Source organism: Algibacter sp. R77976 (genome assembly GCF_044594645.1).
In the GTDB taxonomy this organism is placed as follows: domain Bacteria; phylum Bacteroidota; class Bacteroidia; order Flavobacteriales; family Flavobacteriaceae; genus Algibacter_B.
Window position 1 is genome coordinate 149,407 of sequence record NZ_CP138989.1, and the last position, 25,971, is coordinate 175,377.

At 32.1% G+C, this 25,971-nt stretch carries 23 protein-coding genes; 10 read left to right on the forward strand and 13 right to left on the reverse strand.

The genetic code is table 11. The features are described from left to right. Window positions 1-37: 37 nt before the first annotated feature. The 3 genes from SJY43_RS00645 to mraZ are packed head-to-tail and all read right to left on the reverse strand — an operon-like array spanning window position 38 to window position 1,709. Complete coding sequence (locus SJY43_RS00645) at window positions 38-355, reverse strand: FtsL-like putative cell division protein (protein ID WP_396601925.1); 318 nt, start codon at window positions 353-355, stop codon at window positions 38-40. Further along, complete coding sequence (gene rsmH / locus SJY43_RS00650; protein WP_396601926.1) at window positions 356-1,252, reverse strand: 16S rRNA (cytosine(1402)-N(4))-methyltransferase RsmH; 897 nt, start codon at window positions 1,250-1,252, stop codon at window positions 356-358. It abuts the gene before it with no gap. After that, window positions 1,239-1,709, reverse strand: a complete 471-nt coding sequence (gene mraZ, locus SJY43_RS00655; protein WP_396601927.1) for a division/cell wall cluster transcriptional repressor MraZ — start codon at window positions 1,707-1,709, stop codon at window positions 1,239-1,241. The genes rsmH and mraZ overlap by 14 nt, the downstream gene beginning before the upstream one ends. Window positions 1,710-2,016: 307 nt before the next feature. Between mraZ and SJY43_RS00660 the strand changes: the two genes are divergently transcribed. From SJY43_RS00660 to yiaK, 3 genes are all read left to right on the forward strand, one after another. Beyond that, window positions 2,017-2,781, forward strand: a complete 765-nt coding sequence (locus SJY43_RS00660) for an alpha/beta fold hydrolase (protein WP_396603433.1) — start codon at window positions 2,017-2,019, stop codon at window positions 2,779-2,781. A 102-nt stretch (window positions 2,782-2,883) separates the two neighbouring features. Then, window positions 2,884-3,489 carry a ribosome biogenesis GTP-binding protein YihA/YsxC gene (gene yihA, locus SJY43_RS00665; RefSeq protein ID WP_396601928.1) on the forward strand — a complete coding sequence of 202 codons (606 nt, stop codon included), beginning with the start codon at window positions 2,884-2,886 and terminating at the stop codon, window positions 3,487-3,489. A gap of 48 nt (window positions 3,490-3,537) precedes the next feature. Continuing rightward, entirely contained in the window at window positions 3,538-4,545 is a 1,008-nt protein-coding gene (yiaK, locus tag SJY43_RS00670; protein ID WP_396601929.1) for a 3-dehydro-L-gulonate 2-dehydrogenase, read from the forward strand. Between the two features lie 13 nt (window positions 4,546-4,558). Here yiaK and SJY43_RS00675 read toward each other — a convergent pair whose 3' ends face one another. Then, entirely contained in the window at window positions 4,559-5,653 is a 1,095-nt protein-coding gene (locus tag SJY43_RS00675; RefSeq protein ID WP_396601930.1) for an ABC transporter permease, read from the reverse strand. A 17-nt stretch (window positions 5,654-5,670) separates the two neighbouring features. Further along, window positions 5,671-7,809 (reverse strand): carboxy terminal-processing peptidase, encoded by a 2,139-nt coding sequence (locus SJY43_RS00680; RefSeq protein WP_396603434.1) that lies wholly within the window; start codon window positions 7,807-7,809, stop codon window positions 5,671-5,673. 175 nt (window positions 7,810-7,984) lie between these two features. Between SJY43_RS00680 and surE the strand changes: the two genes are divergently transcribed. The 5 genes from surE to SJY43_RS00705 are packed head-to-tail and all read left to right on the forward strand — an operon-like array spanning window position 7,985 to window position 12,780. Next, window positions 7,985-8,755: a 5'/3'-nucleotidase SurE gene (gene surE, locus SJY43_RS00685; RefSeq protein WP_396601931.1), complete on the forward strand. Its 771-nt coding sequence runs from the start codon at window positions 7,985-7,987 to the stop codon at window positions 8,753-8,755. Window positions 8,756-8,777: 22 nt separating this feature from the next. Beyond that, on the forward strand, window positions 8,778-9,059 hold the full coding sequence (locus tag SJY43_RS00690; RefSeq protein ID WP_396601932.1) for a hypothetical protein: 282 nt from the start codon (window positions 8,778-8,780) through the stop codon (window positions 9,057-9,059). Next, window positions 9,060-10,187 (forward strand): lipid-A-disaccharide synthase, encoded by a 1,128-nt coding sequence (lpxB, locus tag SJY43_RS00695; protein WP_396601933.1) that lies wholly within the window; start codon window positions 9,060-9,062, stop codon window positions 10,185-10,187. Continuing rightward, window positions 10,180-10,716 (forward strand): C40 family peptidase, encoded by a 537-nt coding sequence (locus SJY43_RS00700; RefSeq protein ID WP_396601934.1) that lies wholly within the window; start codon window positions 10,180-10,182, stop codon window positions 10,714-10,716. Before lpxB ends, SJY43_RS00700 begins: the two co-directional genes overlap by 8 nt. Before the next feature lie 24 nt (window positions 10,717-10,740). Further along, on the forward strand, window positions 10,741-12,780 hold the full coding sequence (locus SJY43_RS00705) for a ComEC/Rec2 family competence protein (RefSeq protein ID WP_396601935.1): 2,040 nt from the start codon (window positions 10,741-10,743) through the stop codon (window positions 12,778-12,780). Window positions 12,781-12,784: 4 nt separating this feature from the next. Here SJY43_RS00705 and SJY43_RS00710 read toward each other — a convergent pair whose 3' ends face one another. From SJY43_RS00710 to SJY43_RS00730, 5 genes are all read right to left on the reverse strand, one after another. Beyond that, the gene (locus tag SJY43_RS00710; protein ID WP_396601936.1) at window positions 12,785-13,255 is read right to left on the reverse strand and encodes a thioredoxin family protein; all 471 of its coding nucleotides are present in this window, start codon (window positions 13,253-13,255) and stop codon (window positions 12,785-12,787) included. A 20-nt stretch (window positions 13,256-13,275) separates the two neighbouring features. Then, window positions 13,276-13,824, reverse strand: a complete 549-nt coding sequence (locus SJY43_RS00715) for a thioredoxin family protein (protein ID WP_396601937.1) — start codon at window positions 13,822-13,824, stop codon at window positions 13,276-13,278. Between the two features lie 88 nt (window positions 13,825-13,912). Beyond that, complete coding sequence (locus tag SJY43_RS00720; protein WP_396601938.1) at window positions 13,913-15,697, reverse strand: peptide MFS transporter; 1,785 nt, start codon at window positions 15,695-15,697, stop codon at window positions 13,913-13,915. Window positions 15,698-15,726: 29 nt separating this feature from the next. Then, window positions 15,727-17,232, reverse strand: a complete 1,506-nt coding sequence (locus SJY43_RS00725; RefSeq protein WP_396601939.1) for a peptide MFS transporter — start codon at window positions 17,230-17,232, stop codon at window positions 15,727-15,729. A gap of 6 nt (window positions 17,233-17,238) precedes the next feature. Further along, window positions 17,239-19,467 (reverse strand): S9 family peptidase, encoded by a 2,229-nt coding sequence (locus SJY43_RS00730; protein ID WP_396601940.1) that lies wholly within the window; start codon window positions 19,465-19,467, stop codon window positions 17,239-17,241. Window positions 19,468-19,714: 247 nt separating this feature from the next. Here SJY43_RS00730 and SJY43_RS00735 point away from each other — a divergent pair, with 247 nt between their 5' ends. Both SJY43_RS00735 and SJY43_RS00740 read left to right on the forward strand, forming a co-directional pair. Continuing rightward, a complete protein-coding gene (locus SJY43_RS00735; protein ID WP_396601941.1) occupies window positions 19,715-21,043 on the forward strand; it encodes a hydroxymethylglutaryl-CoA reductase, degradative in 1,329 nt (442 codons plus the stop codon). Next, window positions 21,033-21,959, forward strand: a complete 927-nt coding sequence (locus SJY43_RS00740) for a GYDIA family GHMP kinase (RefSeq protein ID WP_396601942.1) — start codon at window positions 21,033-21,035, stop codon at window positions 21,957-21,959. Before SJY43_RS00735 ends, SJY43_RS00740 begins: the two co-directional genes overlap by 11 nt. Window positions 21,960-22,016: 57 nt before the next feature. Here the strand turns inward: SJY43_RS00740 and SJY43_RS00745 are convergent, their stop codons facing one another. The 3 genes from SJY43_RS00745 to SJY43_RS00755 all read right to left on the reverse strand — a co-directional run bounded on the left by SJY43_RS00745 (window position 22,017) and on the right by SJY43_RS00755 (window position 25,916). Further along, the gene (locus SJY43_RS00745) at window positions 22,017-24,146 is read right to left on the reverse strand and encodes a SurA N-terminal domain-containing protein (RefSeq protein WP_396601943.1); all 2,130 of its coding nucleotides are present in this window, start codon (window positions 24,144-24,146) and stop codon (window positions 22,017-22,019) included. 285 nt (window positions 24,147-24,431) lie between these two features. Next, entirely contained in the window at window positions 24,432-25,721 is a 1,290-nt protein-coding gene (locus tag SJY43_RS00750) for a hemolysin family protein (protein ID WP_396601944.1), read from the reverse strand. Then, the gene (locus tag SJY43_RS00755) at window positions 25,722-25,916 is read right to left on the reverse strand and encodes a hypothetical protein (protein WP_396601945.1); all 195 of its coding nucleotides are present in this window, start codon (window positions 25,914-25,916) and stop codon (window positions 25,722-25,724) included. Between the last annotated feature and the right edge of the window lie 55 nt (window positions 25,917-25,971).

Here is a 25,971-nt window from a genome sequence, read left to right on the forward strand (position 1 = left end):
TAATATGTTTTTTTCGTTTACTGCCAAGCTTACTTTATCAATTTTGTGTTTTTACTTTTATTTTTTTGGGCGGAATTACTGAGGGAGCCAAACCTTTTTCTTTCATTATTACAACTACATGAGACTCCATTTTAAGCCTCATAAGTTTTGAACGGCCATCTACAAACGCAGACCGCATTTCTTTAACTTCATTTTTTAATCGTGCAATTTCATACACTTTTTTATCTGCACTATGCGAACTGGCTATCATTACTATCGCCAACCCAGATATAAATAAGATTAACCGCCAGCTTTTAAATGAATCATCACTAATTAAAAAAGTCCCCTTTAATATGTTATAGATATTTTTCTTCATTTATAACTTCTCAGCAATTCGAAGCTTTGCACTTCTTGCTCTATTATTTATTTTAATCTCATCTGCCGTAGGCACAATTAATCCGTTTACTTTTTTAAGCGGCACTTCAAAGTTGCCAAACATATCACGCTCTGGTTCACCTTCAAACATGCCATTTCTAATAAAACGCTTTACCAACCTATCTTCGAGAGAGTGATAGGATATAAAACTTAATCGGCCGCCAACCTTTAACACTTCTGGAGTTTGCAATAAAAACTCTTTTAAAACCTCAATTTCTTGGTTGACTTCTATCCTGATAGCTTGATAGATTTGGGCCAAAACTTTATTTTCATATCGTGGAGGCAAAAATTTCCTCAATACTTTTTTTAATTGTTCACTTGTAATTATTTGCTCTGTTTGCCTATGCTCTACAATCAATCTTGCCATTGCCGGTGCTGCACGCAGCTCTCCATATTGCAAAAGCACTAATTTTAACCGTTCTTCTTCATATTCATTAACTACATGAAAGGCAGAAAGCTCGCTTTCTTGATTCATCCGCATATCCAAATCGGCTTCAAAACGTGTTGAAAACCCGCGTTCTGCAACATCAAATTGATGCGAAGACACACCAAAATCTGCTAGAATTCCATCTACTTGCTTCACACCATGAAATCTCAAAAAGCGCTTTACAAATCTGAAATTCTCATGAATTAATGTAAACCTATCATCATCAAGTGTATTTTCAAGAGCATCTTGGTCTTGATCAAAAGCAAAGAGCCTTCCCTTCTCACCAAGCCGATTTAATATTTCTTTACTATGCCCGCCACCACCAAAAGTGACATCAACATAAATGCCATCAGGCTTTATATTTAAACCATCAACAGTTTCTTTTAGAAGTACAGGATTATGATATTCCATTCTCGTCATCATCTTGCCCCATTACTTCTTCAGCTAAATCTGCAAAATCAATTGCTGCATCATCAATGGCTTGTTCGTATAAATCTTTATCCCAAATTTCAATTATATTAATTGCCGAAGCGACAACAATATTTTTTGAAATATCTGCAAAAACGGTTAAATCTTTTGGTATTAACAATCTACCATTCACATCAACCTCAACCATTTTTGCTCCTGCAGTAAACCTTCTAATAAAATCGTTGTTCTTCTTTTTAAACTTATTAAGCTTATTCATTTTCTGCATTAACACTTGCCATTCTCCAATAGGATAAAGCTCTAAGCACTTTTGAAAAACAGAACGACGCAGCACAAAACCATCTTGCAAAATTGCAGAAAGTTGCTTTTTGATTGCTGCTGGCATCATTAATCTGCCTTTTGCATCAACCTTACAATCATATGTCCCTGTAATTAAATCCAAAGTGATTTACTGACTTTTAAACGTTTAAATGTCAAATATATTGAAAAATATCCCACATTATACCACTTAATACCACTTTGTTAATAAGTATTCGATTAAACCTGTTTTTTATCCGATTTAAAAATTGCTCAACCCACTTTAAAACTAACTAATAGAGATTATAAAGTTTAATACTTAAAACAACCCAAAATGTTAATATGTTCATTTCAATTAATGCAAGTTGTTTTTGCTTGAAGACAATTATTATAGTAGAAATATGAATGAAATAACTATATTTGTTTTTAACGTATGAATGACTAACCGATTGATGACGCATAGTTTAAAAAAAGAAGGAAACTACAGCTATATTGAAGCAGGTGAAGGAACACCTATAATTGTGCTTCATGGCTTAATGGGAGGATTAAGCAACTTTGATGCTGTAACTAACCATTTTAGTAAAAAAGGTTATAAAGTGCTAATACCAGAATTACCGCTTTACAACATGTCTTTAATAAAAACTAACGTAAAGTATTTTGCCAAATACCTGCATGACTTTATAGAATTTAAAGGTTTTAAAGAAGTTATTATTTTAGGAAACTCTTTAGGCGGGCATATTGGACTATATCACACCAAACTTTTTCCAGAAAGTGTTAAAGCATTAATAATTACAGGAAGTTCTGGATTGTACGAAAACGCTATGGGAGGTGGATACACCAAACGTAGAGATTATGAGGTGATTAAAAAAAAGGCACAGGACGTTTTTTATGACCCTGCAGTTGCCACAAAAGAAATTGTTGATGAAGTTTACGAAACAGTTAACGACCGCAACAAACTGATAAAAACTTTAGCTATTGCAAAAAGCGCCATAAGACATAATATGGCTAAAGACTTGCCAACGCTAACAATACCAACTTGTATTATTTGGGGAAAAAACGATAATGTAACCCCTCCAGAAGTTGCAAATGAGTTTAATGAATTATTACCAGATTCGGAATTGCATTGGATAGACAAATGCGGTCATGCTGCAATGATGGAACATCCTGAAGAATTTAATAAAATACTCGATGCTTGGTTGCAAAAAAGAGGATTCTGAAACGAAATTCTAGAATAAAAAAAATCAAAAATCTAATTAGGAAACCCTAGATTCCTTTAATAAAATTCCCGCTTTCGAGGGAATGACAATAAAACACTTGTCATGAAAATTAAGTCTGCCGAATTTGTTGTTAGCAACTCTGCTGTTGAAAAATGCCCAAAAAGCAGATTACCAGAATATGCATTTATTGGAAGAAGTAATGTTGGAAAATCTTCATTAATAAATATGCTAACCAGTAGAAAAAGCTTAGCAAAAACATCGGGAAGACCAGGTAAAACACAACTTATAAATCATTTTTTGATAAATAAAAATTGGCATTTGGTAGATTTACCAGGTTATGGCTATGCTCGTGTTTCTAAAAGTGCTAAAAAGGTGTTCCAAAAGTTTATAACACAGTATTTTGCCTATCGCGAACAGCTAGTTACCGCTTTCGTACTTGTAGATATAAGACATGAACCTCAACCCATAGATTTAGAGTTTATGCAATGGCTGGGTGAAAATGGTATTCCGTTTTCTATCATATTTACTAAAGCCGATAAACTTAGACCTAAAGCCATTGAAAATCATATTGAAGTCTATAAAAATATTATGTTAGAAACTTGGGAAGAAGTTCCTAATTATTTTATTACTTCATCTTCTAAAGATATTGGAAAGGACGATGTATTAGAATATATTGACAGTTTAAATGAAAACTTTATTTCCAATTAATTTTTTTCGACCAACCTATTTACTTTCGTTTAAAAAATGATGAAAAACATGAAAAATATATGTATTTCAAAAAACGACATGGAAAGCACGCTTTCCGAAATTTTTATCAAATATAATTTCACTAAAGAAAAAGCAAAACTATTATCAGAAGTTTTTACTGAAAATTCGCTTTCAGGCGTAACTTCTCATGGCATAAATCGCGTGCCTCTTTTTATAGATTACATTAAAAAGAACTTAGTTAACAAAGACGCCGAAGCTAAAAAAACAGAAGCCCTGGGTAGCATTGAACGCTGGGATGGCAATAACGGACCAGGTATAATAAACGCTATAACATGCACTAATCGCGCAGTTGAATTATCGAAAACACACGGAATTGGGTTAGTAGCTTTAAGAAACACAAACCATTGGATGAGAGGCGGATATTATGGTTGGCACGCTGCAGCTCAAGATTGTATTTCAATTCTTTTTACAAATACAAAACCTAATATGCCTGCTTGGGGAGGTCAAGATTTAAAACTTGGAAACAATCCATTTATTATTTCAATCCCTAGAAAAGAAGGACATATTGTATTAGATATGGCTATTTCACAATTTTCTTTTGGAAAAATAAACGACTACAAATTAAAAGGAGAAACGTTACCTTTTGAAGGCGGCTGGGATAACAACGGAAATCTAACTAATAACCCAGAACAGATTTTAGAAAGTGAAAGAAGTTTACCTATTGGCTATTGGAAAGGATCTGCACTTGCTATGGTCTTAGATATGCTAGCAACAATTTTATCTGCCGGAAACTCCACTTACAAATTAGGTTTAGATGAATATGAAACTGGTGTTTCACAAATATTTATATGCATAAACCAGACTACATTTAGAGATTCAAACTTACAAGAAAAGCTTTTAAAAGAAATTATAGATTTCACCCACCAAACAACACCTACCAAACCTGGAGAAAAAACATATTATCCAGGAGAACGCAGCTTAAAAACAAGAACAGAGAACTTAAAAAATGGTATTTCTGTAAATCAAAGTATTTGGCAAAAAGTTCTAGACTTATAACAAGAAAGCTTTATTAACTCTTCACATCAAGAGCATCGCGTAAAGCATTTCCAATTAACATAAACGCCATAACCAAACTCATAATACAAAGCCCAGGTATAATGGCTAAATAAGGCTTACCAAGTATAATATAATTATAGTGATCTTTAATCATTGCACCCCAACTAGCCATTGGTGGCTGTGCTCCAATACCCAAAAAACTTAATCCGCTTTCTATTAAAATAGCTGCGGCAAAATTAGCTGCGGCAATAACAATAACTGGCGCCATGATATTAGGCAATATATGTTTTGTAATAATTCTAAAATCGTTATAACCAAGTGCTCTAGCCGCTGTTACGTACTGCATTTCTTTAGCGCTAATTATCTGACCGCGTACAACTCTAGCAACCTCAACCCACATGGTTAAACCTACCGCAATAAAAACTTGCCAAAAGCCTTTACCTAAAGCTAGAGTAATGGCGATTACCAATAATAGCGTTGGGATTGACCATGTTACATTAATAATCCACATGATTACCGCATCTACTTTCCCTCCAAAATAGCCAGCCACACTTCCCATAAAAACACCTATTAATAATGAAATTAGAACCGCTACGAAACCTATAAAAAAGGAGATTCTTGCACCAACTAAAACACGACTTAATAAATCACGACCATACTTATCTGTTCCAAAAAGGAAACTTTTTTTTGTTATAAATTCTTTAGGTGAATTATTTGGAAATACACTAAGGCTAACAGTTTTTTCTGCACCTTCCAAGCCATCTGTCGCGTATTCTTTATACATTAAAACACCTTCAGCAATATTATATTCTGAAATAGGAATTTCAGCATCTGTATTTTTATTTCCGAAGAACAATTTATCAAAACCACTTTGCTCTGTTATAATTTTTGATGGAATAGTCACCATAGTAACACTAAACCCCGGTTTTTCTGAATGAATCGCTAAATGCATCTGGTTGGCATATTGAGAATCATCGGGTGCAAATAAATATGCAAACACAGAAATTATACCTACCAAAACGATAAAACAGAAACTGAAAACGCCCCAAAAGTTCTTTTTAAACTTTTGGAGCGCTAATTGTTTTAGTGAGTTTGATTTATGACTCATTCAATACCATTTATAATTTAATTTTGAACCGTTGAAGCTACTTTTTTAATAGGGTATGATGTTTTTAAATCTTCTAACACATTAAGTGCTTCTTCAACATACACATCCTTACTCAAACTAGTATGCCAACGCTCGCGTTTTTCTTTTAAATCTGTTGTATCCTGTTCGATAAGCTTTTTTTCATAACCATGAGACTCGAAAGTTAAGTTTGTGTTATAATCTGAAATTGCTTCAAACTTTTTAGACTCTAGTTCGTTAGCTTCTAATTTTGCTTTGTAAGTCTTATAGTTTAAAGAAAAAACAGTTTCATCAATCTTACTTTTAAGCCATTTTGCATTTTCTTCAATAAGTTTTAATTGACTATTAGCGGTCATACGCTTTTTGCTTTTTTCAATAGTAGCATCATAATCAAAATAATTCCCCCAAGCACTATAATCTGCTGCATCAATCTCATCGTAAGGCAATGGATTATCTTTATCTTTTTCTCCTACATCAATAAAACTAAAACGTCCAGGCACATTAACATCACTTTTAACACCCTCTAACTGTACCGAACCACCATTAATTCTATAATACTTTTGTCTTGTTAGTGCTAAAGCACCAAGGTCTCCACTTGTATTATTTCTTAGCATATTATTTAAATCGATAACATTTTGAACCGTACCTTTTCCATAGGTCTGTTTACCTCCAATAATAATGGCACGTTTGTAATCTTGCATAGCAGCGGCCATAATTTCTGAAGCAGATGCTGAAATCTCGTTAACTAAAATCACTAATGGGCCATCCCAGGAAATGGACTTATCTGTATCTTTTAAGACCTCTTTAGGCTCTCCAGTAGAACGCACTTGAACAACTGGACCATCTTTGATAAACAAACCGGCCATATCTACAACAGCAGGTAATGACCCGCCTCCGTTATTTCGCAAATCAAGTACCAAACCTTCAATACCATCTTCTTTTAATCGCTCAATTTCATGTTTTACATCTTTTGCTGCATTTACATTTTTATAATCTTGAAAATCTACATAAAATGCTGGTAAGTTTATAATACCAAACTTTTTATTATCCTTTTCAACTACAGATGCTTTTGCATAGGTTTCAACTAACTCTACAACATCTCTAACAATTTCAATATCCTTAACAGTTCCATCAACTTTTTTAATAGTTAGTGTTACTTTAGTTCCTTTTGGCCCTTTAATGTATTTTATGGCGTCATTAATACGCATACCTACAATATCAACAGCAACATCTTCATCTTCTTGTTTTACTTTTAAAATAACATCTTCGACCTCCAACTGATTACTTCTCCAAGCTGGACCTCCAGATATTAGCTCAACAATCTTTATGTAATCCATTCTTTTTTGAAGCCTTGCCCCAATACCTTCTAATTTTCCAGACATACGTTGGTCAAAATCTTCTTTTCCTTTTGGCGCTAGGTAATATGTGTGAGGATCGTACTCTTCGACTATCGTGTTTACATAAATAGCAAACCAATCTTCACGTCTTTGATCATCAATATAATCTTCAAAATAAATATTAATAGATTTTAAAGTTGCTTCTCGCGCTTCTTTTTCTATTTGTTCGTTTGTTTTAAAAACATAATCAGGATTTTTCTCCTTAGCTCTTTTTTCTTCTTCTTTTATGTCGTCATAATTAGAAAGCGTAGAAAATTTTAACTGCTTTCTCCAACGATCTTTCATTTCTCTTTTGTTTTTAACAAACGTGCTGTTTTCATAGTTTGTCTCAAACTCTTCATCAATGGAATAGTCAAAAGGTTCCGATAACACATCTTTGTATATCTCCTTAACCTCTTCTATTCGTTTCAACATTCTATCGTTTACAATATTAAAAAACGTGATATCTGTTGCTTTAAGTTGATCATCAATAGTTAATTTATACTTCTCAAAATCCTTATAATCTGATTCATAGAAATAACGCTTTACTGGGTCTACAATTTCTATATAGTCTGAGAAAAATTCCGCAGAAAAAGTGTCATCCATTGCTATTGGGTCAAAATGCCCCTGTTCTAGCACAAACGTAATAATCTGGATTAATAATTTATCCTTATCTGGATTACTGAATTTTTTGGATGTAAAACTACAAGATGCAAATGCTAATAGTAGTAATAGAGAGAGTACTTTATAATTCCTTTTCATAATATTCTTCATAGGTTATTCTTTTTTGCTTCTAAAAAGCACAGCATATTTTTCACTAAAATAAAGAAAAAACCATGCCAATTCTGAGATTCGCTACTAATTTTTTGTTAAAGCAAAGAAATTGGGGGTTTCCTAATGAAATTATGTATTTTAGCGATGTATATTTTCAACCAAAATGAGCAAAAAGCCACTTATACTTGTAACTAATGACGATGGCATAAACGCCCCAGGCATTAGAACTTTAATTTCTGTAATGAACACCATTGGCGATGTTGTTGTGGTTGCTCCAGACAGCCCGCAGAGCGGCATGGGACACGCAATAACCTTAAACTCAACATTATATTCTAAAGAAGTTAATTTTGATGATGGTCCACAAAAAGAATTTAGTTGCTCTGGCACACCTGCAGATTGTGTAAAACTTGCCATTAGAGAGCTTACAAATAAAACCCCAGACTTATGTGTTTCGGGTATTAACCATGGCTCAAATGCCTCCATAAATGTGATTTATTCTGGCACCATGAGTGCTGCAATTGAAGCTGGTATTGAAGGTATTCCTGCCATTGGATTTTCCTTATTAGATTATAGTTGGGATGCTAATTTTGAAGCTTCAAAGTCATTTATAAAAACCATTACCGAGCAGGTTTTAAAAAACGGCTTACCTAATGGTATTGTATTAAATGTAAATATTCCAAACATTAGCAAAAAAGACATAAAAGGTGTTAAAGTTTGCAGACAAGCTAAAGCCAATTGGGTTGAAGAGTTTGACAAACGAAAAACACCACAAGGAGAAGACTATTATTGGCTTACAGGTAAATTTGTTAATTTAGATGGTGGTGAAGACACCGATGAATGGGCTCTTGAAAATGGATACGTATCCATAGTTCCATCGCAATTTGATTTAACAGCACATCATTTTATTAAAGATTTAAATAGTTGGAAATTATAACGAACGAAAACAATCAGTATAAATGAAAAAAGACATTTTTATAGGCATGTTTGTTGGCTTAATTGCAAACGCTATTGGATTATTTATAGCTGCAAACCTACTTGGTAAAGGCGATGAATTTGATGTTGTTATTAAAGCGGCTGCTCAAGAAGGATTTCTAGGAAAACTAATTAGCTTAGGCGCTATATTAAACCTTATTGCCTTTTTTGTTTTCATTAGAAAAAAACAAGATTATAGAGCTAGAGGAGTTTTATTAATCACCGTTTTTATTGCTGTTTTTACATTTGTATTTAAACTCTTCTAAATGAAGTATTACATTGTAGCTGGAGAAGCATCAGGAGACCTACACGGCTCGAACTTAATGAAAGCATTACAGGTAGTTGATACCAATGCAGACATTAGGTTTTGGGGTGGCGACCTTATGCAGGCTGCCGGTGGCACTTTGGTAAAGCACTATAAAGAACGTGCTTTTATGGGGTTTATTGAGGTTATAATGAACCTGAATAAAATTTTTAAAGACATTTCTTTTTGTAAAAATGATATTTCAAGTTTTAAGCCTGATGTTATTGTTTTTATAGACAATTCTGGCTTTAATCTTAGGATTGCAAAATGGGCAAAAGAAGAAGGATTTAGAACAAATTATTACATTTCTCCGCAAGTTTGGGCATCGAGAGCAAGCAGAGTAAAAGCTATTAAGCGCGATATAGATAGCATGTTTGTTATCCTGCCTTTTGTAAAACCTTTTTACAAAAAACACGGGTATGATGTTACTTTTGTGGGACACCCACTAATTGACGCTATAGCTAATAGAGAACAAATTGGAGTTCTTAAATTTAGAGAAGAACACCAATTAGGTGTAAAACCTATTATTGCCTTATTACCAGGAAGCAGAAAACAAGAAATAACAAAAATGCTTTCTGTTATGCTAAGTTTAGTTGACAATTATCCGAATCATCAATTTGTAATTGCCGGAGCACCAAGTCAAGATTATAGCTTTTATGAAACATTCATAAAATCGAATAACGTAAAATTTATTTCGAATAAAACATACGATTTGTTAAGTATTTCTAGCGCTGCCTTAGTAACTTCTGGAACTGCCACATTAGAAACGGCTCTTTTTAAAATACCGCAAGTAGTTTGCTACAAAGGGAGTACAATTTCATATCAAATCGCAAAACGAATAATAACTTTAAAGTTTATTTCGTTAGTAAATCTAATTATGGATAGAGAAGTTGTTACTGAACTTATCCAAAATGATTTCAATAAAAAAAGGCTAAAACAAGAATTAGACAAGATTCTGGATACTGAAACCCGCAAAAAACTCTTTTTAGATTATTATGAATTAGAGAAAAAATTAGGAGGCAAAGGTGCAAGCGAAAAAACAGCCAACTTAATTTATAATGCTATAAAACCTCAACATTTATATGCATAGAGTCTTTTTAATCTTAATTCTTATTATAAGTTTTAGCAGTTGTAAATCTTCAAAACGTGCTAAAAGCAAAAAGACTTCTACTACCAAAATTGTAACCAAAAAGAGCAAAAAAGAAAACCCAACTAATAATTCAACTTCAAATTACTCAAAAGCTGACTATATTATAGATTACGCCAAACAATTTAAAGGTGTGCGTTATAAATGGGGTGGTACTACAAAATCTGGTATGGATTGTTCAGGATTGATTTATGAATCCTATAAATCCAATGACATTATATTACCTAGAATTTCTAGGGATATGGCAAAAAAAGGGCATAAAATACAACTTAAAAAAGTTTCAAAAGGCGATTTACTTTTTTTTAAGACGGGAAATAGAAGAAATTCTATAAATCATGTTGGGTTAATTGTCGACATTAAAAACAACGACATTAAATTTATTCATGCTACAACTAGCAAAGGCGTAATTATCTCTGGACTTAACGAAACTTATTGGCTCAAAGCATTTTACGAAGCGCGTCGTATATTATAAGATATTTTTATATCTTTCAAGAGTATGCGATTACTCAACTTTACCATCATTAAACTTTCTATTTGCTTAATCTTAGGCATTATTATTGGGTATTTCGCCAACATTTCAGTTAACACATCTACCCTATCAACATTAAGTCTTTTATTAATTCTATTCGTTGTTTATCTCATTGCTAGAAAAGCATTTATTAAATCTATTTGGTTTGGTCTTATAGCCTTTTTAGTTATGATTTCTATAGGAATATTATCAACTAGTTTTCATAACCAAAAAAACTTTTCTAATCATTACACGAAATCCATTTCAACTGAAAATGATAGCTTAAAAAACATCGCATTTAGAATTAGGGAAGTTTTAAAACCGGGAAACTATCAAGATAAATATGCTGTAGATATTTTAGAAATTAATAATAAGGAGGTTACAGGAAAAACACTTTTAAATATTAAAAAGGACAGCTTACAATTGCCATTAAAAGTCGATGATGTTTATATAAGCAGAATGCATTTCGAAAATATAGCATCACCATTAAACCCCAATCAATTTGATTACGAAAATTATCTAAAGAAGAAATATATTTATCATCAACTTTTTGCTACGCATAAATCGTTATTACCTGTTAGTACTGATGAGACAACGCTATTAGGTATTGCTGATAATGTTCGCGAACACATTAATAAAAAACTAAAACCTTATAATTTTAAACCTGATGAACTTTCAATAATTAATGCGCTTTTATTAGGGCAGCGTCAAGATATTAGCAAAGAAGTATATACCAGCTACACCAATGCAGGTGCCATTCACATTTTAGCAGTTTCTGGACTTCACGTCGGTATTATTCTTATAATATTAAGTTTCGTTTTTAAACCACTTGAACGCTTAAGGCATGGAAAACTAATAAAAACTATATTGTTAGTTAGCATATTATGGAGTTTTGCATTAATTGCGGGGTTATCTGCATCGGTTACTCGTGCTGTAACCATGTTTAGTATTGTAGCTATAGCCTTAAACCTAAAAAGACCAACCAACATATACAATACATTAGCCATAAGCATGTTTATTATATTACTATTTAAGCCACTATTTATATTTGATGTTGGTTTTCAATTAAGTTATTTGGCTGTATTTGCTATTGTTACCCTAGACCCTCTAATTTATAAACTTTGGGCTCCTAAAAACAAAATCATAAATTTCTACTGGCATACGTTTACTGTTACTGTTTCTGCACAACTAGGAATTATTCCTGTGAGTTTATTTTACTTCCATCAGTTTCCTGGTTTATTCTTTATATCTAATTTAATTATTATTCCTTTTTTAGGCATTATTTTAGGCTTAGGTATTTTGGTTATTCTGTTAGCTGTTTTAAACATATTGCCTCAATTTGGAGCAGATTTATATGGCTACATTATAAGTTCAATGAATCATTTAATAGATTGGGTATCAAAACAAGAAGCATTTTTGTTTAAAGATATTCCTTTTAGCCTCTTATACGTTTTAATCTCTTATTTAGGAATCATCGCATGTGTTCGACTTCTGTTTAAAAAAAATTATTCAAATTTGAAGTTGTTTTTAATAGCCATCATTATTATTCAAGGGGCGTTAATGTTCAATAAAATTAACACCCCTTCAAATGAATTTATTGTATTTCATAAAAGCAGAAATAGTCTTTTAGGAAACAAAACAAACACTAAAATTATTGTTGCAAACGATTTTGATAGCATTACTAAAGCAGCAAACAATATTATAACCAATTACGTTGTTGGAAATCACATTAAAACTGTAGAAGAGCAAAACATACGCCCCATTTATCAACTAAACAACAAACACGTTTTAGTAATTGACAGCTTAGGAGTTTATAATTTAAAGTCTGTAAAACCCGAATATATTTTACTTAGGCAATCACCGAAAATTAATTTAAATCGATTAATAGATTCTTTAAACCCTAAACAAATTATTGCAGACGGCAGTAATTACAAATCTTACATAAAACGTTGGGAAGCTATATGCACAAAAAGAAAACTCCCTTTTCACCAAACCAGCAAAAAGGGAGCCTTTATATTGAATTATTAAAATTCTAAATAGTTTTTTTAACAATATTATTTGCAACTTCTAGCCATTTACCTGCACCACCACGCACATAACCTGTTTTACCAAGGCTATTTAAATTCATCTTTCCGTCAGGTAATTTTTCAGGACTCACAAAATGTACAGAAGGATAACCTCTAACCCCAAACATAGATTGCAATTGTCGGTTTTGCGCTTTTATAGTTTCATCCTGAGGTGTTCTTCTAGGGAAATCTAGTTCTACTAAAACCACATCATTAGACCACTTTTCAAAATCTGAAGTTCTAAACACTTCATTTTGCAATTTTGTACACCAACCACACCAATCTGATCCTGTAAAAAAGAGCATGACTTTTTTATTTTCTTTTACAGCAATTTCTAATGCTTCATTAATATCTGTATGCCATGTTAATCTTTCTTGAGAAAAACTATTTGCTGAAATTAAAACTCCTAAAAAGAGCGTAATAATTATTTTTTTCATTGATAAATTATATTTTAAAACTAGCTTTTAAACTCAGGCTTAAACGCTTTATAGTATTCATTAAATTTTTCTTGAGTATCAATAGTTTTATGATCGTCTTTTTTAAACATTTTCAAATAAAGCTCAATTTGTTCAGGTGTTTTATAACCTTTTAAAGGAAAAATTAAACTTGCTTTTTCATCTAAAAAAACAATTGTTGGAAATGCTTGAATTTGAAAATAACGTGATAATTCATGAGCCGAATTTCTTCTATTTACCTTTGCTGGATCAAAATTAGGATTAGAAAACGTCTGGTCTTTAAACTTAACTTCATCATTTCCTTCTGCATTAAACTTTACAGCATAGTAATGTTTATTTACATAATCTGCGACATGATTGTTTTGAAATGTATTCTTATCAAGCATTTTACAAGGCCCACACCAATTGGTGTAAACATCCATCATAATCTTTTTTGGGGTTTCCTTTTGAAGCGCAACAGCCTCTTCTAGAGTTAACCAATTTATTTGTTGAGCTGAGGCATTTAAACTAATAAAAGCTACAGCTAACATTAAAAATATTGTTTTCTTCATAATTAAATAAGTTGCAAAAGTTGTTCCGAACTTACAAAAAATGCTCCTAATCAGGAGCATTTTGAATATTTTTTAACTTTTTATTCGATTAACGCACGCCGTGCATTAGTTTTTTAAGTAATGGGTTTAACAACATTGAAATAACACCAACACCTGCCGGGACTAATGTAAATATTAAGAAAAACGTACTTAGAGAATGTTCTTGTGTGATTTTATCAATCATGCCACCCATAGTTCCAGCTGCTTTTTGCCCTACAGCAATTGCTAGATACCATATACCAAACATAAAACCAATCATTCTTCCCGGCACCAATTTACTTAAATAAGATAGCCCTACAGGAGATATACATAGTTCTCCCATGGTATGAAATAAATACGCTAGAATTAAAAACATCATACTCACCGATGCTGTTTGAGCACCTTGCGGAATAGTCAAAGTACCAAACACTAACACACCAAAACCTAAACCAAGTAGCATTAATCCAATACCATATTTCATGGCCGCGCTTGGGTTATATTTACTTTCCCACCATCTAGAAAAGAATGGTGCTAGTGTAATGATAAAAAATGAATTTAAAATACCAAACCATGTTGCTGGAACCTCGGTAGTGTCTTTACTAAATTCGTTATTTATTTTATAATAAACCACATACCATAAAAAGGCAAAAGAAATACCTAAAATAATATTAGAGTATGGGATTTTGGAGAATGTCTTTTTAAATAATAAATATAATACCCAAGTAATAATGGCTAACGGCCCAACAGTAAGGATTAAATCTATTACTTTAAATATCATTGCAGAACTTCCTGTTAATGCTCTTTCTGTATAATCTCGAGCAAATATGGTCATTGAACCTAAGGATTGCTCGAAAGCAGCAAAAAAGAAAACAGTAAAAATCCCAAAAACAGAAACCGCAATAATACGATCTCTTACTATTGGTGTATAACGCGAAATTCTAGAAATTATTAAATATAAAAACAATGCTAAAGCCGTTAAGACTGTAACATTCGACCCATCCATATTCCCTATCGAAAAAGGCAATAAGTTAATGTTTCCAATTTTTGACAACGGATCATTAAACAAATATAGAACCCCACCTATAGACGACAAAATAATTAAAATTTTATCGAGAGTTGTAAATGGGTTTAATTTATCAGCTTCAGACTTTTCAAAATTTTCAAAAGGTTCATCTTCATTTAAATCCTGAGGAATTTCAACCTTATGTATTTTTGATGGTTTTTCACCAATTTGACCAAATAAACTTTTAGCTAACCAAAACTGAATTAAGCCCAGTAACATAAAAACACCAGCAAGACCAAAACCATAGCTCCATCCTATATTTTCGGCTAAATAGCCACATAACATCATCCCAAAAAACGCGCCCGCATTAACGCCCATATAATAAATAGTATACGCGCCATCCTTTTTTGATTCTTTGCCTTTATACATTTCAGAAATCATAGAAGTCATATTAGGTTTAAAAAAACCTGTTCCTATAATTAGTAATGCGAGTCCTAAATACAACGAAAAAGGGGTCTCAAAAACCATTGCAGCATGCCCTAACATCATTATAAAACACCCAATAATTACAGCCCATTTATATCCTGTAATTTTATCAGCTATCCAACCACCAACAATTGGGGTAAGGTATAATAATGAGCCATATGTACCAATTAACGCCAAGGCATGTTCACGCGGCCATTCCCATCCTGGATTATCGCTAATAATAGGTGCTGTTAAAAATAAAACAAGTAGAATACGCATTCCGTAAAATGAAAAACGCTCCCACATTTCTGTAAAAAAGATTACAAATAGCCCAGCAGGATGCCCTATTACTTTGTCGTTAAAAAGATTTTCAATATCTGTATTCATAAAAATAAAATTAAATTATCTTAAATAAGTTAGTGTATTTTACCCATTAACTTTTTCATTAAAGGAGAAAAAGCAATAACGGCTAAACCTGCTCCTAATGCATATTTAGCAATTAGCAAGAAACCTTCTGTATATATTGTTAATGTATCTAAACCTCCTACGTTTGCATCTGTACTTTCTACAGCAAGTTGCTCTGAAATAAAACCTACTATTTGAAAAGCATAAGCAGAAGATAAAAACCAAACTCCCATCATAAATGCTACAATATTTTTAGGAGATAAATCTGTTATTTTTGATAATCCTACTGGAGACATAAACAATTCTCCAATAGAAATTATAAAATACATGATAAATAAATATAAAAAAGGCACCATGCCATTTGCATCTGCGCTTGCACCACTTGTTGAAAGAATATAAAAACTAAGACCTGCCAAAACCAATCCTAAACCAAATTTATAGGGTGTTCTTGGATTTAAGTTCTTTTTAGCCAAATATGCCCATAACAATGAAATAGGAATTGCAAGAATAATAATAAACATAGAATTTAATGCATTGGTTTGGCTAGCATTCATTATACCTCCCAAATCGACATTTCTTGAAGCAAACAATGTAATTACACTCCCTGAAAGCTCATGAAACCCCCAAAACAACGTCATAAAAAAAGTAATTAAAACGGCCATAAAAAGCTTTTTACGGGCTTCATTAGTTTTTAAATTAACTATGATGTAAACAATATAAGCTAAAACACCAAATCCAATAAATTTAAAAATAAAGCTTACATAGTTTTGTTGCCAAGACGAAAGTAAATATGCAATTAATGGAGCGCATAAAAATGCTAATATTGGAATCAAGGTTTTTTGAGGAATACCTATAACTTTCTTTTCATAAACTTCTTTGCTTGGTGGTAACCCTCTATCCCCAAAAACATTCTTCTTTATACCACTCCAAAAGAAAATTAAACCTGTTAACATGCCTAATCCTGCCAATCCAAATCCATAATGCCAACCATATGTTGCAGCTAACCAACCACACAAAAGAGGAGCAACAAAGCCTCCTATATTAATTCCCATATAAAAAATGGTGAAACCAGAATCTTTTCTAACATCACCATCCTCATATAAAGCCCCTACAAAAGTTGAAATATTCGGTTTAAAAAAACCATTCCCAACTACAATTAAAGCTAGTGCCAAAAAGAAAGCAATGTTATTCTCTATAGCTAAAACAAAATGCCCCAATGCCATTAAAATACCTCCTAAAAAAATGGAGCTACGCATTCCTAAAATTTTATCTGAAATTTGTCCACCAATAACGGTCGATGCATAAACTAAAGATCCATAAGACGCATAAACTACAGCTGTTGCAGCATCACGCTCTACAATGGCCTTAAAAATCTCTTGAACCATGTATAGGGTCAACAAAGCACGCATACCATAGAAACTAAAACGCTCCCATAATTCTGCGAAAAATAGATAAAATAGGCCTTTAGGGTGACCAAACATTTGAGGTTTTTGTTTCGTTAAAATAGTTTTCGACATATAATATTATCCTTTAATTTTAACTTTTTTACTTACTTCAGTTACTTCTTCTTTTTGAATTTTATCCCCAAGATTTTCATGAATAAAGTGTGTCATTTTTTTGTATAAATGCAATCTTGTGTTGCCTCCATAAATACCGTGATTCTTATCTGGGTATACTGCCCAATCAAATTGTTTATCGGCTTGAATTAAAGCTTCTGCTAAACGCATGGTATTTTGTAAATGTACGTTATCATCTCCAGAACCATGCACTAATAGGAAATCTCCTTTTAATTTATCTACATGATTTATTGGTGAGTTATCATCATATCCGCTTGCGTTTTCTTGTGGTGTCGTCATATAACGCTCTGTATAAATACTATCATAAAAACGCCAGCTACTAACAGGAGCTACTGCAATTGACATCTTAAACACATCGTTTCCTTTAAACAAACAGTTACTACTCATAAAACCACCGAAACTCCATCCCCAAATACCCATTCTGCTAGCATCAATATAAGGTAATTCTCCTAATTGTTTTGCTGCTGCAATTTGATCTTCAACTTCATATTTACCCAATTCATTTTGAGTTACCTTTTTAAAATCTGCTCCTTTAAAACCAGTACCTCTTCCATCAACACAAGCAATAATATAACCTTCTTGCGCTAAATGCTGATACCAATAATCGTTAGCACTATTCCAACGGTTTGCAACTTGCTGTGAACCTGGACCAGAATATTGATACATTAGTAATGGATATGTTTTAGAAGCATCGAAATTTGCAGGTTTAATCATCCACATATTTAAATCGTTACCATTAACACTTATTGTACTGAACTCTTTACTAGAAGTTATATACTCAGAAAGTGATTGAGACAATTTATCGTTATCCTTAATACTTTTTATCAAATTCCCAGATTCAGAACTATTCAAAGTATATTCAGGTGGCGTTGTTGCACTTGAAAATGTATTTATAAAAAATGAAAAATCGGCACTAAAAGAAGCGTTATTAGTGCCTTCGCTTTTAGTTAACCGATTTTTGTTTCGTCCGTTGAGTTTTATAGAATAAACATCCCTATTTATCGAACCATTCTCTACTGATTGATAGAAAATAGTGTTTTTATTTTCATCGTATCCATAGTAATTAGTGACTTCCCAGTTTCCTTTTGTAATCTGATTAATTAATTTTCCTTTTTTATCATAATGGTAAATATGGTTGTAACCATCTTTTTCACTCGTCCAGATAAAACTATTATCCTTTAAAAAAGTTAAATTATCGGTTACATCAATATAAGCTTTGTCCTTTTCGGCTAAAACCAAATCTGATGTATTAGATTTAGCATTTATCATCCATAAATCTAATTCATTTTGATGCCTGTTAATGTATTGCGCACTTAAAACATCAGGATTATTAGTCCATTTAATTCTTGGTATATAAAAATCATTATAAGCCTTATTTACTCTAACGGAATTGGTTGCATTTGAATTTAGATCATACACATGAAGTGATACATCTGAGTTTGCTTCACCCGCTTTAGGGTATTTAAAAACTTGTTGTGTTTGATAAAGCTCAGTTCCGTAAACATCCATTGAGAACTCTGGTACGTTTTCTTCATCAAAACGAATAAAAGCTATTTTACTACTATCAGCGTTCCAATCAAAAGCGCGAACAAACGCAAATTCTTCTTCATAAACCCAATCAGTTATACCATTTATTATTTTATTTTTTTCACCATCAACGGTTACTTGAACAACAACTCCAGTAGTTAAATCTTTTACATATAGATTATTTTCTTTAGCATAGGCCACTTTTTTTCCGTCTGGAGAAAATGTAGGTTCTTGAATTTTATCTTCAGTAATAAGACTTAATGATCCATCTTTTGTATTATATATATAATAATTCCCTAATGCCGAATGCCTATAGATGGCTTCTTCTTTAGTTGCTAAAATTACTTGTTGCTCGTCTTCACTAAAGGTATAGTTAGTAAAATATGGAATAGCTTCTAAGTCTGCTGAGCTTACTAAAGTCTTAACTTTTTCTAAAGTCTTATAATCATAAATATCAATTGATGTACTCCTTGATGCTCTGTCAAAATTTAAAACTGAATATTCTTGACCATTATTCATGGAGTGTAAGGCATCCAAACGTTCCGTTCTAAATGTACCATCTTTCCATATATCCTCAAGTGAAATTGTACTTGTTTGGGCAGATAAAATTGTTGAAACAAATAGACAAAAGTAAAGCGTGTATTTCATATGTTTATTGCAGTTAAATAAATTGTTTAAAAAACCTAAATTACGTCTAAACAACTCTATATCAATAAAAAAATTAGTCGATTATGGACGTTTAGTTAAAAAGGGTGTTTTTTTCACAAAATGATGTCAAGTTTACTAAAAATTACGCAAAAAACCGTATTTATTAACACTTAAATAACTCGGTTTTTAATAGATTTTAAATATTCATACCAAGAGTAGTATATTTGCTCTGCAAAATCTTATACACATGAGCAAAACTATTGCTGGTTTTTCAAAATTATCAAAATCAAAAAAAATTGATTGGATTGTCGATACTTACTTTTCAAATGCAGAAGATGCTAAGGCTATTTTAAAACAATATTGGAATACAAACGATAATCTTCAACAGTTACATGATGAATTTATAGAAAACACAATATCAAACTACTATTTGCCACTTGGCGTAGCACCAAATTTTTTAATAAACGAAACGCTTTACACCATACCAATGGCTATCGAAGAAAGCTCGGTAGTTGCAGCTGCTAGTAAAGCTGCCAAGTTTTGGCTAGAACGAGGTGGCTTTAAAACCAAAGTGATTTCAACAACAAAAATTGGGCAAGTTCATTTTATTTACAAAGGCGATTTTGAAAAACTAAAACAATATTTCGGTTACGTAAAATCTAAACTTATTGAAGATACTGAAGCTATCACAAAAAACATGAAAAAACGTGGTGGTGGCATTCTAGATATTGAATTACGCGATAAAACTTCGGATATTGATAACTATTATCAATTACACGCATCTTTTGAAACTTTAGATGCGATGGGAGCCAACTTTATAAACTCGTGTTTAGAGCAATTTGCAAAAACGTTTAAAAATGAAGCTTTAACTTTTGATTTGTTTTCTGAAAGTGAACAACAAATTGATATCATAATGAGTATTCTCTCTAATTACGTTCCAGATTGTTTAGTTCGTGCAGAAGTAAGTTGTCCGGTTGAGGAGTTAGGTGAAGGCAATAATTTTTCCGGTAAAGATTTTGCAAACAAATTTATACAAGCGGTAAATATTGCTGAAATTGAGCCATACAGAGCAGTAACACATAACAAGGGTATTATGAATGGTATTGACGCCGTTGTATTAGCCACAGGAAATGATTTTAGAGCGGTTGAAGCGGGAGTGCACGCCTATGCTTCGAGAAAAGGACGTTATAGTAGTTTAACACACGCCAAGGTTGAACATGGCATTTTCACCTTTTGGATGGAAATACCTTTAGCGTTAGGAACTGTTGGTGGGCTTACAGGTTTACATCCTTTAGTAAAATTAGCCTTAGAATTATTACACAAGCCTTCAGCAAAAGAACTTATGCAAATTGTTGCTGTTGCAGGATTAGCACAAAATTTTGCTGCTTTACGATCGCTTACAACAACAGGTATTCAGCAAGGACATATGAAGATGCACTTAATGAATATATTAAACCAATTTGAAGCTAATGCTGAAGAAAAGTTAACTTTAACTGAACACTTCAAAAATAACACCGTAACACATTCTGCCGTAATCGAAGCATTAAACAAATTAAGGGTTTCAAGTGAAAAATAAAACCTTCTATAGCCACGGAAAACTTTTACTATCTGGAGAATATGTTGTTCTAGATGGTGCTTTATCGTTGGCTATTCCAACAAAATTTGGTCAATCATTAGTTATTGAATCTGCGGAACAAAATACATTAGTTTGGAGAAGTTTTGATGAAACAAAAACCATTTGGTTTGAAAATGATTTTAAGCTGAAGGATAATTATAATGATGATATCTCAAAACGATTGATTCAGATTTTAAATGCGGTTAAAGATTTAAATCCAGAGTTTTTAATTGAAGATAAAGGCCTTAAAATTGAAACACATTTAGAGTTTCCAAAAAACTGGGGACTTGGCACATCTTCAACATTAATAAACAATATAGCACAATGGGCAAATATTGATGCTTATAAACTTTTAGAAAAAACTTTTGGAGGTAGTGGTTATGATATTGCTTGCGCTCAACATGACACAGCTATAACTTATCAGCTAAACACTAATAATAATATTTCCAATCAATTTAAGGATAACAAAAGAGTAGTTGAAACTGTAGATTTTGATCCTATATTTAAAGAACACCTTTATTTTGTTCATTTAAATAAAAAACAAAATAGTAGAGATGGTATAAAGCATTATCACGAAAACAAAGAACATGCAAAATCTGCTATAGAGGCTATAAATAAAATAACTCTAAAAATGATTACTTGTAAATCTCTAGAAGACTTTCAGGAATTAATGATTCAGCATGAAACCATAATATCAAACATTACGAAACAAACTACTGTTAAAGACTTATTATTTAAAGATTTTGATGGCGCTATTAAGAGCCTTGGCGCCTGGGGTGGAGATTTTATAATGATAGCTTCAAGACATAATCCAAATGATTATTTTAAAAATAGAGGATATAAAACTATAATCCCTTATTCAAATATGGTATTGTAAATAAAAAAAGCATCGTTTTACACGATGCTTTTTTTATTTACAATTTATTTGTTTCTTCTATTGTACTTGAGTTGAAGCTCTATTATCTTCAATCTCAGCTGCCTCTTTTAAAGCATTATATAGTTTAGTATTAACCGTATTAGCTTTTTGTTGCTCTATTCTGTTAGCAGCTGCTTGATAGTTGTCTAACTCTACAGCAGGAGTGATTTTAGTAACCTGTACCATATAAACACCATTAGTACCGTCAATCAATCCAGACGTTTCACCTTCATTTAATCCAAACGCAGATCCAATAACCAATGGCTCTCTTCCGCCTCCAGAAATAGTCGGGTTTTTCATGGTAATCCCATTAGACGTTCTTACATTAGTATTTTCAGCAGCAGCTAAATCTTCTAAAGTACTAGCAGAAACTCTATCCCTAATTAGTTTTGCTTTTTTCTCTTTTCTAATAATAGGCAATACTTTTGCTGTAGCATCATCAGCAGACATTAATCCAGCTTCATGCTTAGCAACTAACTGTGCAATAACATATCCATTGGTAACATTAAAACGTTTAATATCTCCCACTTCAGCATCTTCTTCAAAAGTCCAACGTACAATTGGTCTTTGATTCCCAACACCTGGAATATTTTCATCTAAAACTTTAATTCCATTAACAGGTCTTAAAGTATATTTTTTCTCTTTTGCAAGTGCCTCAAAGTCTCCCTCTCCTGCTTTAATTTCAAAATTTGATGCATCTCTAAATACTTTATCGGTAGTAGTTTCAGATGGCTCAATTTTTCTAGCGATAGTTCCAACTTGTACCGCTTTAGTTTTATTTTTTTGTCCTTCAATCTCTATAATATGAAATCCAAATACTGTTTTAACGACACCTAAATCTCCTTTTTTACCTTCAAATTCAAAATCATTAAATTCAGGTACCATAGTGTTGTATGGGTGCCAATCGTAACGTCCTTCTTTCGCTACACTTCCTTGATCTGAAGAGAACTCCTTAACAAACTCAGGGAATTTTGAACGATTTCTTTTAAGTACACTCAATAAACTATCTGCAGTCACTTTAGCTTGTGCTTCGGTTACTGTTACATCTGGCCCTGCACTTTGAGCTCCTTTAAAAGGAATTAATATATGTCTTACTTTTGCAGAATCTGGTATTTGTTTAACAGCGATTACTTTAGTTACTTTAAAAGCGCCATCATGTTTATATGGTCCATATACTTCACCTTCATTCAAATTATAGATAGCATCTGCAGCTTCTGTTGGTAAGCTAGATTTAAAAACAAATCGCTCATCAAACTTTATATCTGATGCAGCAATTGAGTTAATATACTCTTCATTATTTTCAACTTTAGAAAAAGCAACTATAACATCTTTAGCCCCTCTTTCATCTACTAATTGACCATTAACGTATGAGTTTAATTCTGCTTTAATTGCGTTTTCATCTTCAACTGAAGCTACTTCTTTAAATTCTACAAAACGAATATCTCTTGAAGCTTCAACTTTATATTGATTCTTATTTTCGTTTATATAACTAGTAATATCAGATTTTGTTACTTGAACAGTACTATCTGGAATAGTAGAAAAATTAACTTGTACATATTTAATATCTACTTTATTCCCTTCTAATTCATGATCTAGTTTACCTTCTGCAAGTGTTCCTGTTAAACCAGCCTTAACCATATTAAAATAGTTTTGGTTTAATGCAGTTGAAGCAACTTGCTTTTCATAGTTAACCCAACTTTCAAAACCTGCAGGAGACGTTTCTTTTAAGTTAGCGATGTACTCATTCATTTTATTCTCATCGAAAAGACCTGCTTCATTTAAAAAGTTTTGGTTTGTAGCCAAAGACGTTTTAAGTAAGTCTCTCATTTGATCTTTCTCTACAGATATTTCTAACTCATCAAACTGAGTTTCCATAACAGCTTGTCTAACCTCTTGCTCCCATACTCTATTCATTACTTGCGTATTAGTAGCACTTGGCCCCATTTGTCTTTGTAACTGCTCTACTTTTTGCATAAAACCTTCACGAGTAATATCCTTACCGTTTATAGTTGCAACAATGTTTTGCGATTTAGAAGTTAATGCATCGCTATTTTTAAATAAATCTGCTAATACAAAAGAGAATAGCGCTAACGCTATAATTAATATTAAGAATAGTGATCGTTGTCTTATTTTATTTAAAACTGCCATCTGTAAATTAAATTTTTAAATCCGTTGTTGGAATTACTTGTTTAGTTGCTGCCAATTGTATTAAACTGACAAAAATATCGTGCGCGAAAATACCATTTTCTATTCAATAATAAAAGGGTTATTTACTATTTGTTATCTTGTTTGTTGTAGAGCTGTATGTTGTTAAGCTGTTTCTAGTTTTAAAATAATTTTTTTGAATAATCATTTAAATTTCACAAACCGAATTTTGACTTAAAACCTTTTGCTAATTAATCTGAATACTACAGCTGGGGCTGCGGCTTAATACTAATCTTCTTCAAGTACTTTAACTTCTACCATATCAATTTTAGTGTTAGAAACTTCTAAAATTGTAAACTGAAAAGTATCTATTTTAACGATATCATTCTGAGTAGGAATCTCTTCGGTATGATTCACAATCAAGCCTCCAAGGGTTTCGTAATTTTCGCTTTCAGGAAGATTTAGCTTATAAGTTTCATTAATATAATCAACCTCTAACCTTGCTGAAAATTTATATAAATCATCTTCAAGAGTTACTTCTATTAAATCTACAGAATCATGTTCATCTTCAATTTCACCAAACAATTCTTCAACAATATCCTCGACAGTCATAATACCAGAAGTACCGCCATATTCATCTAAAACAACAGATATACTTCTCCGTTTTTTAGTAAGCACGCTTAGTACATCTTTAATAAGTACCGTTTCTGGAACATATTCAACTGGCATCATCATAGACTTAATATTCTTTGCTTTTTTAAAAAGCTCGAATGAGTGCACATAGCCTAAAACATCATCAATAGTATCTTTATATACTAATATTTTTGTTCGTCCAGTTTCAGTAAACAAAGTGTTTAAGGATTTTACAGTATCGTTAATTTCAACAGCAATAATCTCTGTTCTAGGAACCATAACCTCGCGCGCTTTTACATCTGAAAACTCTAAAGCATTTTGAAATATTTGTATTTCGGTATCAACATCATCTTGTTCCTGAACCGATTCCATTTGTTCACTAATATAATTACCAAGTTCTACTTTGGTAAATGCAAGTTGAATTTGATCACCCTCAGTTTTAAAGAATACTTTCAATACAAAATCTGAAATCCAAATCACAAAATCTGAAATAAAAGTAAATAACAAATAAAATATATAAGCCGGAATAGCCAATGCTTTAATTAAGGTGTTCGCATAAATTTGAAAAAACACTTTAGGTAAAAACTCTGCTGTTATTAAAATTACCAATGTTGAAATTATAGTTTGACTTAGCAAACTTAAATCTGTCAACAAATAATCTACAAAAGGATAAGAAGAGGGTATTAAGGTTTGAAACCAATTAACCAATAAATCTCCCATAAAAAACCCATAAATAACTAAGGCAATATTGTTTCCAATAAGCATTGTAGTTATAAATTTTGACGGTTTTGCTGTAAGTCTGGTTAATACTTTAGCAAGAATGCCCTCTTGCTTTTTCTCGATTTCAATATGAATTTTATTTGAAGATACGTATGCAATTTCCATCCCAGAGAAAAATGCCGAGAGTACTAATGATACAATTATGATGATAACATAAAGGCTCATTTATTTAGGGTTATCCTTATTTTCAAATTTCTTACTAAATTTTCTTCTAAAAAAATACATGAAAATAGCTAAAGCTGCCAGTCCTAATGAAAGATAAGCACGGTTTGTACCATCTCCCCATTTTGAAATGCCATCGTATATAAATAATACAGCAAAAACAATATAAGCGTATTGAAAAATTTTAGAATATTTCATGTTTAGAGTCTGTTTATATAGAGTATAAAGATAATTAAAATTGAGAGAGGATATT

Bases quoted from the DNA above. Each gene is read 5' to 3' on its own strand.
- SJY43_RS00645 (WP_396601925.1), bottom strand. From the start codon at position 355: ATGAAGAAAAATATCTATAACATATTAAAGGGGACTTTTTTAATTAGT.
- rsmH (WP_396601926.1), bottom strand. From the start codon at position 1,252: ATGGAATATCATAATCCTGTACTTCTAAAAGAAACTGTTGATGGTTTA.
- SJY43_RS00660 (WP_396603433.1), top strand. From the start codon at position 2,017: ATGACGCATAGTTTAAAAAAAGAAGGAAACTACAGCTATATTGAAGCA.
- yihA (WP_396601928.1), top strand. From the start codon at position 2,884: ATGAAAATTAAGTCTGCCGAATTTGTTGTTAGCAACTCTGCTGTTGAA.
- yiaK (WP_396601929.1), top strand. From the start codon at position 3,538: ATGAAAAATATATGTATTTCAAAAAACGACATGGAAAGCACGCTTTCC.
- SJY43_RS00675 (WP_396601930.1), bottom strand. From the start codon at position 5,653: ATGAGTCATAAATCAAACTCACTAAAACAATTAGCGCTCCAAAAGTTT.
- SJY43_RS00680 (WP_396603434.1), bottom strand. From the start codon at position 7,809: ATGAAAAGGAATTATAAAGTACTCTCTCTATTACTACTATTAGCATTT.
- surE (WP_396601931.1), top strand. From the start codon at position 7,985: ATGAGCAAAAAGCCACTTATACTTGTAACTAATGACGATGGCATAAAC.
- SJY43_RS00690 (WP_396601932.1), top strand. From the start codon at position 8,778: ATGAAAAAAGACATTTTTATAGGCATGTTTGTTGGCTTAATTGCAAAC.
- lpxB (WP_396601933.1), top strand. From the start codon at position 9,060: ATGAAGTATTACATTGTAGCTGGAGAAGCATCAGGAGACCTACACGGC.
- SJY43_RS00700 (WP_396601934.1), top strand. From the start codon at position 10,180: ATGCATAGAGTCTTTTTAATCTTAATTCTTATTATAAGTTTTAGCAGT.
- SJY43_RS00705 (WP_396601935.1), top strand. From the start codon at position 10,741: ATGCGATTACTCAACTTTACCATCATTAAACTTTCTATTTGCTTAATC.
- SJY43_RS00710 (WP_396601936.1), bottom strand. From the start codon at position 13,255: ATGAAAAAAATAATTATTACGCTCTTTTTAGGAGTTTTAATTTCAGCA.
- SJY43_RS00715 (WP_396601937.1), bottom strand. From the start codon at position 13,824: ATGAAGAAAACAATATTTTTAATGTTAGCTGTAGCTTTTATTAGTTTA.
- SJY43_RS00720 (WP_396601938.1), bottom strand. From the start codon at position 15,697: ATGAATACAGATATTGAAAATCTTTTTAACGACAAAGTAATAGGGCAT.
- SJY43_RS00725 (WP_396601939.1), bottom strand. From the start codon at position 17,232: ATGTCGAAAACTATTTTAACGAAACAAAAACCTCAAATGTTTGGTCAC.
- SJY43_RS00730 (WP_396601940.1), bottom strand. From the start codon at position 19,467: ATGAAATACACGCTTTACTTTTGTCTATTTGTTTCAACAATTTTATCT.
- SJY43_RS00735 (WP_396601941.1), top strand. From the start codon at position 19,715: ATGAGCAAAACTATTGCTGGTTTTTCAAAATTATCAAAATCAAAAAAA.
- SJY43_RS00745 (WP_396601943.1), bottom strand. From the start codon at position 24,146: ATGGCAGTTTTAAATAAAATAAGACAACGATCACTATTCTTAATATTA.
- SJY43_RS00750 (WP_396601944.1), bottom strand. From the start codon at position 25,721: ATGAGCCTTTATGTTATCATCATAATTGTATCATTAGTACTCTCGGCA.
- SJY43_RS00755 (WP_396601945.1), bottom strand. From the start codon at position 25,916: ATGAAATATTCTAAAATTTTTCAATACGCTTATATTGTTTTTGCTGTA.